General features: G+C 68.5%; 12 protein-coding genes and 1 pseudogene. 9 read left to right on the plus strand and 4 right to left on the minus strand.

Translation table 11 applies throughout. The features are described from left to right. From NHG85_RS15460 to ocd, 8 genes are all read left to right on the plus strand, one after another. Window positions 1-704: NAD(P)/FAD-dependent oxidoreductase (locus NHG85_RS15460; protein ID WP_253333939.1), on the plus strand; the 704-nt coding region annotated here is incomplete at its 5' end. Continuing rightward, window positions 670-984 (plus strand): (2Fe-2S)-binding protein, encoded by a 315-nt coding sequence (locus NHG85_RS15465; RefSeq protein ID WP_253333941.1) that lies wholly within the window; start codon window positions 670-672, stop codon window positions 982-984. The genes NHG85_RS15460 and NHG85_RS15465, both read left to right, overlap by 35 nt. Further along, a complete protein-coding gene (locus NHG85_RS15470) occupies window positions 977-2,302 on the plus strand; it encodes an FAD-dependent oxidoreductase (protein ID WP_253333943.1) in 1,326 nt (441 codons plus the stop codon). The genes NHG85_RS15465 and NHG85_RS15470 overlap by 8 nt, the downstream gene beginning before the upstream one ends. Window positions 2,303-2,357: 55 nt before the next feature. After that, window positions 2,358-3,047 carry an ABC transporter permease gene (locus NHG85_RS15475; protein ID WP_253333945.1) on the plus strand — a complete coding sequence of 230 codons (690 nt, stop codon included), beginning with the start codon at window positions 2,358-2,360 and terminating at the stop codon, window positions 3,045-3,047. A gap of 3 nt (window positions 3,048-3,050) precedes the next feature. Next, complete coding sequence (locus NHG85_RS15480) at window positions 3,051-3,821, plus strand: ABC transporter permease (RefSeq protein ID WP_253333947.1); 771 nt, start codon at window positions 3,051-3,053, stop codon at window positions 3,819-3,821. Then, entirely contained in the window at window positions 3,818-4,186 is a 369-nt protein-coding gene (locus NHG85_RS15485) for a RidA family protein (protein WP_253333949.1), read from the plus strand. The genes NHG85_RS15480 and NHG85_RS15485 overlap by 4 nt, the downstream gene beginning before the upstream one ends. Continuing rightward, a complete protein-coding gene (gene rocF / locus NHG85_RS15490; protein WP_253333951.1) occupies window positions 4,183-5,109 on the plus strand; it encodes an arginase in 927 nt (308 codons plus the stop codon). The genes NHG85_RS15485 and rocF overlap by 4 nt, the downstream gene beginning before the upstream one ends. Window positions 5,110-5,116: 7 nt before the next feature. Then, window positions 5,117-6,169 (plus strand): ornithine cyclodeaminase, encoded by a 1,053-nt coding sequence (gene ocd / locus NHG85_RS15495; RefSeq protein ID WP_253333953.1) that lies wholly within the window; start codon window positions 5,117-5,119, stop codon window positions 6,167-6,169. Window positions 6,170-6,326: 157 nt separating this feature from the next. Here the strand turns inward: ocd and NHG85_RS15500 are convergent. Beyond that, a pseudogene (locus NHG85_RS15500) lies at window positions 6,327-7,251 on the minus strand (IS5 family transposase). 213 nt (window positions 7,252-7,464) lie between these two features. Next, window positions 7,465-8,547, minus strand: a complete 1,083-nt coding sequence (locus tag NHG85_RS15505; RefSeq protein WP_253333955.1) for an FUSC family protein — start codon at window positions 8,545-8,547, stop codon at window positions 7,465-7,467. 144 nt (window positions 8,548-8,691) lie between these two features. Between NHG85_RS15505 and NHG85_RS15510 the strand changes: the two genes are divergently transcribed. Beyond that, window positions 8,692-9,042: an MliC family protein gene (locus NHG85_RS15510; protein WP_253333957.1), complete on the plus strand. Its 351-nt coding sequence runs from the start codon at window positions 8,692-8,694 to the stop codon at window positions 9,040-9,042. Window positions 9,043-9,050: 8 nt separating this feature from the next. Here NHG85_RS15510 and ureG read toward each other — a convergent pair whose 3' ends face one another. Together ureG and NHG85_RS15520 are read right to left on the minus strand one after the other, a co-directional pair. Next, window positions 9,051-9,773, minus strand: a complete 723-nt coding sequence (ureG, locus tag NHG85_RS15515; RefSeq protein WP_253333959.1) for an urease accessory protein UreG — start codon at window positions 9,771-9,773, stop codon at window positions 9,051-9,053. A gap of 17 nt (window positions 9,774-9,790) precedes the next feature. Further along, a partial coding sequence (locus NHG85_RS15520) for an urease accessory protein UreD (protein WP_253333961.1) occupies window positions 9,791-10,432 on the minus strand: 642 nt, incomplete at its 5' end.

Here is a 10,432-nt window from a genome sequence, read left to right on the forward strand (position 1 = left end):
TCGGCCCGGAGGTCGCGGGCGCGACCTACAGCGCGCTCGACGGCGATGTGAACCCACTGCGGTTGCTGGCCGCCCTTCGAGGGGCGGTAACGGCGCTCGGCGGCCGTATCGAGACCGGCGCACGGGTCAATCGCGTCTCACCGGTCTCCGGCGGCGGGTTCGATCTCGCGCTCGACGGCGGCGGGATGCGTCGCGCCGGGCGGGTGGTCCTGTGCGCCGGTCTCGGCTCCGCCAAGCTGGCAGAACAGCTCGGGTTCCATACGCGCGTGCGGCCCCAGCGTGGAGAGATGCTGATCACGGAGAAGATCCGCGACCGGCTGCCGGTGCTGTCGAGCACGATCCGGCAGGTGAACGAAGGCGGCATCCAGATCGGCGGCACCAAGGCCGATGCGGGCTTCGACGATCACGAGAGTTTGCAGATCATGTCCGACCTGGCGCGCCACGCGGTCGCCGTCTTTCCCGCGCTCGCCGATCTGCGGGTGGTGCGGGCTTGGGGCAGCCTGCGGGTGATGACGCCCGACGGCTATCCCGTCTATGCCCGCGCGCCCGAACACCCCGGCGCCTTTCTCGTCACCTGTCACAGCGGCGTCACACTGGCGCCGATGCACGCCACCGCCCTCGCCGACTGGATCGAAGGCAAGGCCGAGGCACCCGATCTGGAGATGTTCGATGACACCCGCTTCGCGCTTTCTGACGCGGCCTGAGCCGCAGACCCTGCGGCTGACGCTCGACGGCATGCCGGTGGCGGCGCGGCCGGGCGACACGGTCGCCGCCGCGCTACTGGCACAGTCCGGCGACGCCTTCCGCGAGACGGCAAGCGGCGCGCCGCGCACCGCCTATTGCATGATGGGCGTCTGCTTCGACTGCCTGGTCGAGATCGACGGTCGCCCCAACACGCAGGCCTGCATGACCGTCGTGCGCGACGGAATGACGGTGCGGCGGCAGGCGGGGCTTCGTCCGCTCGAAGGAGGCCGCGATGACTGAGGCCGATCTCATCATCATCGGCGCCGGGCCCGCGGGCATGTCGGCCGCGGCCACCGCGGCCCGAGGCGGGGCGCGGGTGCTGATCCTCGACGAGCAGCCGCGCCCCGGCGGCCAGATCTACCGCGATGTCGGCGTGGCGGCGAAGCATCGCCCTTGGCTGGGACCGGATTACGCCGCCGGCGCGGCGCTTCTGGAGGCTCTCGACCATGACGGCATCCGCATCGAGACCGGTGTCACGGTCTGGCGCGTCGAGGTCGGTCCGCGCGTGGTCTGGTCGCGCGACGGGGTGAGCCGGATCGCCCAGGCGCCGCAGCTGCTGATCGCGACCGGCGCGCAGGAGCGCCCGGTGCCGTTTCCGGGCTGGACCCTGCCGGGGGTGATGCCGGCGGGGGCCGCGCAGGTGTTGATGAAGAGCGCGGGGCTGTTGCCCCGGGGGGCCGTCCTCGCCGGATCGGGGCCGCTCCTTTACCTCGTGGCGGTGCAGCTCATCGATGCGGGCGCCCCGCCCCGGGCGCTGGTCGAGACGCAGCGCCGGACCGATCTGCTGCGCGCCGCGCGCCACCTGCCGCGCGGGCTTCGCGATGCCGCGACATTGTGGAAAGGGCTCGGCCTGCTGCGCCGGATCGCCGCGGCAGGCATTCCGCGCCACCCTGCGGCAAGCGGCTTTCGCGCCGAGACGGCCAGCGATGGCGGCATCGTCTTTTCCTTCACCTCCCGAGGGCGGGCGCAGCGGATCGAGACGCCGCTCCTTCTCACGCATCAAGGCGTGGTCCCCTCCACCCATATGAGCCGCTCGGCCGGGGTCGAGCATGTCTGGGACCATGTCCAGAAGGCGGTCCGACCGGCGGTCGACGGTTGGGGCGCCGCGGGCGTTCCCGGCATCCACGTCGCCGGCGACGGCGCCGGGATCGCCGGGGCCGAGGCGGCGCGGGTCGGCGTGCAGCGGGGCGCCAAGCACCAGTGCTACGCGGAAAAGACCTTCCCCGACGCCGAGATCGTCCTTTACGGCACCCAGGAAGAGGTGTTCCGCGACCTCGCCCTCGGCCGGATCGACGCGCAGCTGTCGGACTCGCTCATCGCGCAGGAAAGCTTCCTGAGCACCGAGGAGGGCGCGGACTACACCTTCCTCGATGGCGATCACATCGATGTCGAATGCTATGGCGAGGGCGTCGGCATTGCGGTCCGCAAGGGCGATGAGGAACTGGCGCGGGCCTTCAGCGACGCGATCGCCGCGATCCGCGAGAACGGCACCTATGCCGCGATCAACGACGCCTATTTTCCCTTCGACATCTACGGCGGCCGTCCCGAAGGGATGTGACGCCTCGTGCCGGGGGCGCCCCGCGCCCCCGGCATTGCCCTTGGGAGCATTCGAGATGGAACTGATCCTCGACTACCGCGCGCAGCTCGTGGCCGGAAGCCTGACCACGATCGAACTGGCGCTCGCGTCCCTGGTGCTGTCGGTCGTGCTGGGGCTCTTGGGCGCAGGGGCCAAGCTCTCCGCCAGCCCGGCGGCCCGCACCACCGCCGGGGCCTATACCACGATCGTGCGCGGCGTGCCCGATCTCGTCCTGATCATGCTTGTCTTTTTCGGCGGGCAGGTGAGCGTCAACGCCATCGGCGCGCTGACCGGACTGTGGGACTATGTCGAGATCAGCCAGTTCGTGGCCGGCGCGGCGACCATCGGCGTGATCTTCGGTGCCTATTTCACCGAGACCTTCCGCGGCGCGATCCTGTCGATCCCGCGCGGGCAGATCGAGGCCGGTATCGCCTGCGGCATGCGGCGCAGCCTGATCTTCCGGCACATCATCTGGCCGCAGATGGTGCGCTACGCCTTGCCCGGCTTCACCAACAACTGGCTGGTGCAGCTCAAGACCACCGCGCTGGTCTCGGTGATCGGGCTGCAGGATCTGGTTTACAACGCCTTCTCGGCCGGTCGGTCCACCGGCGCGCTCTTCACCTTCATGGCAGCCGCCTTCGTCATCTATCTGGCGCTGACCGCGGTTTCCGACCTGGCGCTGCGGGCGCTCGACCGGCGCTACAGCCGCGGCGTGGCGAGGGCCTGAAGGATGGAAAACCTTCTCTCCTACATCCCGCTCGACCTGTCGCTGATCGCCGGCAATTTCGACCGCTTTCTCTACGGCGTCTGGACGACGCTCAACCTGACCTTCCTCGCGCTGGCCTTGGGCGGGGTCCTGGCGATCCCCATGGCGCTGGCGCGCGCTGCAAGGCACCCGGTCTGGAACCCGGTGGTCTGGTCCTACACCTATGTCTTCCGCGGCACGCCGCTGTTGGTGCAGACCTACCTGATCTATTACGGCGCGGGCCAGTTCAAAGCGGTGCGCAACAGCTGGCTGTGGGACCCGATCCTGTCGTCGGCCTGGTGGTGCGCGCTGATCGCCTTCACGCTCAACACCGCCGCCTACACGACCGAGCTTCTGCGCGGCGCCATCGTCGACACGCCCAAGGGCGAGGTCGAGGCCGCGATCGCCACGGGCCATTCCTATGCGGCCCGGATGCGCCGGATCGTCCTCCCCTCAGCCTTCCGCCGTGCGATCCCAGCCTATTCGAACGAGGTCATCTTCATGCTGCACGGCTCGGTGGTGGCCAGCACCATCACCTTGCAGGACATCCTCGGCGTCGGACGCTGGCTCAACGGGCGCTACTACCTCGCCTATGAGGGGTTCGTCACCGCGGCGCTTCTCTACTTCGTCATCGTCTTCGCCATCACCCGCGTCTTCCGGGCGCTGGAGCGGCGCTACCTGCGCCATCTCGCCCCGCGCGAGACCGGGATGCGCCCGGCCCCGAAGACCGTCGCCAAATCCATGGAGCATTCATGATCGAACGACACCACACCACCGCCCGCATGAGCCGGATCGTCAAGCATCACGGCACCGTCTATCTCTGCGGGCAGGTCGGCGCCGGCCCGGACGTGGCCGCACAGACCAAGGACTGCCTGGCCCGCGTCGAGGCGCTGCTCGAAGAGGCCGGCTCGTCGAAGTCGCACATGCTCCAGGCCATCGTCTGGCTGGCGCATATGAGCGATTTCGACGCCATGAACGAGGTCTGGGACGCCTGGGTGCCCGAGGACCACGCCCCAGCCCGCGCCTGCGGCGAGGCCCGGCTGGCAGGGTCGGACCTGCTCGTGGAGGTCATCGTCACCGCCGCCATTCCCGGCGCCGAAGCAGGGGGAGCCGGAGCATGAGCGACGGGACCTGCATTCTGATCGGGGCCGGCATGGATTGCGGCAAGCGGCGTCGCGGCTGCGTGATGGGGCCGGACGCCTATCGCACCGCCGGAATCGCCGGAACCCTGGCCGATCTGGGCTGGCGTGTAGAGGATCGCGGCAATCTCGACGGCCCGGCCTGGGTGGAGAACGCCCCGGCGGGCAAGGTGCATGCGCGCGATGAAACGATCTTCTGGACACGGCAGCTGGCCGATGTGGCGCAGATCACGATGGCGGAGGGGTTCCCCGTCTTCATGGGCGGCGATCACGCGCTGTCGCTGGGCACTGTCTCGGGCGTCGCGGCCCATGCCGCCGCAAAGGGCCGCCCGCTCTTCGTGCTCTGGCTCGACGCCCATCCCGATATCAACACCCCCGAAAGCACGGTCTCGGGCAATCTGCACGGCACGCCGATCGGCTACGTCACGGGCCAGCCGGGCTTCGACGGTTTCCCGACCCCGACGGCGCCGGTGCCGTTCGAGAACATCTGCTTCATCGGGCTGCGGTCGGTCGACCTGCCCGAGCGCGAGACCATTACCCGCTCCGGCATGACCGCGATCGACATGCGCCAGATCGACGAGCGCGGCATCGCCGCGCCGCTCGCCGAGTTCCTCTCGCGGGTCGAGGCGGCCAACGGCCTGCTGCATGTCTCGCTCGACGTGGATTTCCTCGATCCCTCCATCGCCCCGGCCGTCGGCACCACCGTCCCCGGCGGCGCGACCTTCCGCGAGGCGCATCTGGTCATGGAGATGCTGCATGACAGCCGCCTCGTGACCTCGCTCGACCTCGTGGAGCTGAACCCCTATCTAGATGAGCGCGGCCGCACCGCGCAGCTGATGGTCGACCTCGTCGCATCGCTGTTCGGCCGCCGCGTCTTCGACCGCCCCACCCATAGCCATTCGTGAGACAGCAATGACCGCACCCGCACCCTCCGAGCTCGCCTTCATCCGCTTCGTCAGCGTCGAGAACATGATGAAGCTCATCCACCAGATCGGCATCGAGGAGATGATGACCGGCCTCGTCGGCTACATCGAGGAGGACTTCCGCCGCTGGGAGCTGTTCGACAAGACCCCGCGGGTGGCCAGCCATTCGGCCGAGGGCGTGATCGAGCTGATGCCCACCTCGGATGGCGAGGTCTACGGCTTCAAATATGTCAACGGCCACCCGAAGAACACCCGCGAAGGGCTCCAGACCGTCACGGCTTTCGGGCTGCTGGCGCGGGTCGATACCGGCTATCCGGTGCTGCTCTCCGAGATGACCATGCTGACCGCGCTGCGGACCGCGGCGACCAGCGCCATGGTGGCCAAGCACCTCGCGCCGAAGGACGCCCGAACCATGGCGCTGATCGGCAACGGTGCCCAGTCCGAGTTCCAGGCCATGGCGATGCGCGCGGTCTGCGGGGTGGAACATCTGCGCCTCTACGACATCGACCGCGCCGCGACCGACAAGGTGCTGCGCAATCTCGGCGGACTCGGCTTCGATGTCACGGCCTGCGCGACGCCCGAGGAGGCGATCGAGGGCGCGCAGATCATCACCACCTGCACCGCCGACAAGCAATATGCCACGATCCTCACCGACAACATGGTGGGCAGCGGCGTGCACATCAACGCGATTGGCGGCGATTGCCCCGGCAAGACCGAGCTGCATCCCGACATCCTGAAGCGCTCGGACGTGTTCGTGGAGTTTCCGCCACAGACGCGGATCGAGGGCGAGATCCAGCAGATGCCCGAAGATTTCGCCGTGACCGAGATGTGGCAGGTGCTCAGCGGCAAGGCGCCCGGCCGGACCTCCGAGCGCCAGATCACCCTCTTCGACGGAGTGGGCTTCGCGATCGAGGATTTCTCCGCCCTGCGCTACCTCCGCGACCGGCTCGAGGACAGCGGGCTCTACCAGAACCTCGACATCATCGCCGATCCGGACGATCCCCGCGACCTGTTCGGCATGCTGCAGCGTGCCAAGGGCTGAGAGATATGGGCGACCTAGACCGTCGGCTGCCGCGCGGCGCAGCAAACGTCGCACCCCCGACGGCGGAACGCAGGGGCCCGAGCGGCGCTGATGCAGAACTCAGGCTTGGGGCGTAGCTGCCCCTTTCCCCAATAACGTCATCCCACACGAACGAACGTCATCCCACACGAACGATCTCTGCCCTGCCGAGGGCCGGGAAGCGGTTCATGAGGGCGATGCGGATCTGGATTTCAGCGATCGGGGTCTCGTGACATGATCCTCTCGCCAAAGAGCTTCAGGCAGTTCATCCGGGCCTCGACCCGACTTCGGACGTGATAGCCGGTCCACTTCTTCCAGAGCGTCCGGCCCAAGCGCCGGGTTGCCTACAGGACCTCGTTTCGCGCGGCAGCAGCGGGACAGTCTTCCTTTCAGGCGCGACCGTTACGGCGGATCGGTATGACAGCGTCGGCGCCTCGGCCGACGATGGCGCCATGGCATCGTCGCGTATCATAGGCCCCGTCTGCGGTGACCGGGTCGATCGCCTCCTCCGGCGGGATCTGCGCCATCAGGGCCGGCAGCAACGGGCCGTCGCCTTGGCGGCTCGAAGTGAACTCGACCGCGCGCGCACCCCCGGTGCCCGCGTCCACGGCAATATGAACCTTCCGCCATTGCCGTCGGCGTGATGGGCCATGCTTTCGAGCCTGCCACTCACCATCACCCCGGAACTTGATGCCGGTGCTGTCGATCAACAGGTTCAGCGGCTGGCCCGAGGTGCGATAGGGGACCTGCACTGCGATCCGCGCCTGCCGCCGACACAGCGTCGAATAGTCCGGAACCGGCCAATCAAGCCCCGCCATCTGGATCAGGCTCTCGACCAGCCCGACCGTCTGCCGAAGCGGGAGACCGAAGAGCACTTTCAAGGTCAGGCATGTCTGAACCGCAGCGTCCGAGAAGGTCTCGGGCCGTCCGCGCTTGCCGGACTTCTTCGCATGCCAGACCATTTCGGGATCGAACCAGACCGACAGCGAGCCGCGCTTGCGCAGCGCCGCGTTGTAGTCTGCCCAGTTCGTCGTGCGGTAGCGGGTCGGGGAAGGCTTTGGCATGTCCCCGAGCTAACCCTCAGCGCACGCCCAGTGAATCCCCATCACCGATATGGGCAACAGCGCCGTCAGCCGATGACGATGCAGACAAGACATCCCACCAGGGTTCGGATCCGCTTCCAATATCGTTCTCCAAGCCGACCCTCATGGACCGCGCTGGAGGTTTCATCGGGCGGTCGCTTGGAGCCGCACCCAGGCAGAACGTTCTGCTTCGTGTCATCGCCTCCGCCAGTGGCGTTCTGGCGTTGTGATCTCGGTGGCGACATCGGTCAGGGTCGCAAGGTCCCGCTCCAGCTGACGCAGCGCGAACTTGATGCCGAACAGCCGCGCCAAGTCTGGTGTGGACAGGTCTTCGGTCCGGCCTGCGCTTCTCATGGCGTCGAGCCCGTCGCGATAGTCGCGCACGATTGGTTCCAGCGGCACGAGCGGCCCCAAAATCGGCCGACGGACGAGTTGGGCTTCCACTTGATCGAGTGCGCCTGCTGCACCGGCGGTTGCGCGCCGCCAAGGTTCAGCGAGCGCATCCGGCAAAGCGTCGTCGCCGCCCCCGCGGGCCGCACGACGCAGCATGTTCACATCGTGGCGCACCCGGCGCAGGGCCCTGAGGACGCGATCCGGATCTGGCGACTTACCGATGGCGAGTCGTCTCTCCCGCGCGGCCTCCGTGACAAAAGCCGACAGCGCCATCAATTCGCTGCGGATCTCGCCTGCGCGCGCGGTCAGTGCCGCCTCACCCGTACCCGCGTCGGGCGAGAGAGCCCGCATCTGCGCGGCCAGTAAGCCCGCAAGACGCGCCGCGGCCTCGACGGCGGAGCGCGATGCCTTGGCGGGAAAGACGAGGATCCCGGCGGCAAGCCCGATGGCGAGACCGATGGCGACACCCCCAACCCGCTCCAAGGCGAGCACTTCGGGGCCGACTTCCAGCCCGGGCGCGCCGAGCAGGACCACCGTGGCCGTGATCGGCGCGATCTGGAAGCCGGCCGAGAACGCCGCCATCACCGCAAGCGGCACGAGTGCGATGGCCAGCGCGATGGCCGTGGAGCCGGGATCATCCGGTTGCAGCACGAGCGCAACGACCGCCGCCACGGCAGCCCCCGCGAGCGAGCCCGCACCCTGCTCGAAAGCTTTTCGCAGCGAGCCGCCGATATTGGCCTGGGTGGCAACGATGGCGCTGATGACCGCCGACAGTTCAACCGTCAGCCCGAGCGCATAGACGACGCCGAGCGTGAGCAGGCTGGCGACGAGCATACGCGTCGCATGGATCGCCCACCATGCATGACGCGACAGGGTCTGCTTCATTCGGCGGCTCCCCCGCTGGCGCCGCGTTCGTGTCGCTTTCGACAGCGGCGGGCAGAAAGGTGGATGAAACGGGACCTTCCATCCGCAACCCTTTCCCGAGGAGGACGTTTCCCCTTGGATAGCCAGTCTTCGAAAGGATCATCCATGTCCCGTTCCGGCCTAGTTTCATTCCTGGCTTTCGTCGCCATCGGTTCCTCGCCAGCCTGGGCCGATGCCGAGCTGAGTCTATCTTTCGACATGGAAGACGTCACCGTTCTGCGCCATCTGTGCGGTGACGGCGACTCCCTCGCGGTGGTCTATGTCAATTCGGACGAAGAGTCGTTGGCGCTGGTGCCGGTGGACGATGACACGCGCGTCTTCGCCTCCAGGGTCTCGGGATCGGGCGCGATCTACGTGTCGGGCGCGCTGGAATGGGCCACGCAGGGCGACACCGCCACCCTGCGCGATACGCTGCGTGATGAGACCCTTATCGAGTGCGCCTCGATCGAGGGCTGAGCGCGACCTCAGTCGCGGGAATGGACATGGCCGTGCGCGTGGCTGTGCCCGTCTTCGGGGGCGTGGCGGTGCGGCGCCATCGGGCCGGGGTCAATGGGTGTATGCTTGCCCGCCGCGTGGGCCGCGTGGAGCCTGCGGACCCAGTCGCAGAGCGCTTCGATCGTTTCGGGGCGCTTGCGCGACAGCGGAAGGACCGGGCCGCCGTCCCGCGCGGCGGTCGCGTCCGAGACCATTAGATCCACGTCTACGTCCACATGCGGGCCGAGGTCGATCTTGTTGATGACCAGCATGTCGGCGCGCGCGATACCGGGGCCGCCCTTCCTCGCCACATCGCCGCCGCCCGCCACGTCCAGAATGAAGAGCTGCGCGTCCACCAGCGCGGGCGAGAAGGTTGCCGTCAGGTTGTCGCCGCCGCTTTCCACCAGAACGATGTCGAGGGGGGCGAAGTCGCGCTCCATGTCCTCGACGGCCATGAGGTTCATGGTCACGTCGTCGCGGATCGCGGTGTGGGGGCAGGCGCCGGTCTCGACGGCGCGGATACGCTCCTCGGGCAGGACGCCGGCGGAGCGCAGGAAGCGCGCGTCCTCGTCGGTATAGATGTCGTTGGTGATGACGCCGAGCGCGAACTCGTCGCGCAGGTGGCGGCAGATCGTGGCGATGACGGAGCTCTTGCCGGTGCCAACGGGGCCGGCGACGCCGAGGCGGAGGGAACGGTGCGTGTCTTCGGTCATGATCGTCTCCTATCGTGTCAGGGGGCCCAGGGCGCGCCGAGGCTGGCGAGACCGCGCATCAGGTGGCGGCGCAGGGCAAGGCTGTCGAGGGCCACGGCGCCGATGGCGACGCCGGGGCCCGCCAGGGGGGTTCGGGAGGCCGTGGCCGCGAAGGGATCGGCGGGTGGCGCGCCGTCCTCCCACGCCGGGTCCACCACGACGATCGAGCCTGCGGCCCCTGCGTCGCCGAGGATCGCGGCACCGGTCGCGCCATCCGCCGACGGCCCGACGCACAGCCGTTGGTCGTAGAGGGGCCGCCCGCCGCGCGTGATCCGCAGACGCGAGGCGAAGTCGCCGCAGACCTCGCCATGACGGCCCAGGATCGTCTCCTCGCGGATCACCATGCGGGCGGTGGGGGCGATCTCGATGCGGATCTCGTGGAGGTGACGGCATCCCCGGCCCGCGATGATCGGCTCGGCCCACCAGACGAAGGTGGCGCCGTCCTCGATGCGGATGTCGACGGCCATGCGCGACCGCGCGCCAGTCGCCCCCGGCAGGACCAGCATCATCGCCACGTCCTGCAAGACCAACGTGCTGCCCGCGCCCACCCTGACCGACAGCGCGTAGTCGTCGCCGCCCAGGGGCCCCGCGGTGCCCGCGGCGAGCGAGACGCGGGCCAC

The organism is Limimaricola litoreus (assembly GCF_024159025.1).
Classification (GTDB): Bacteria; Pseudomonadota; Alphaproteobacteria; order Rhodobacterales; family Rhodobacteraceae; genus Limimaricola; species Limimaricola litoreus.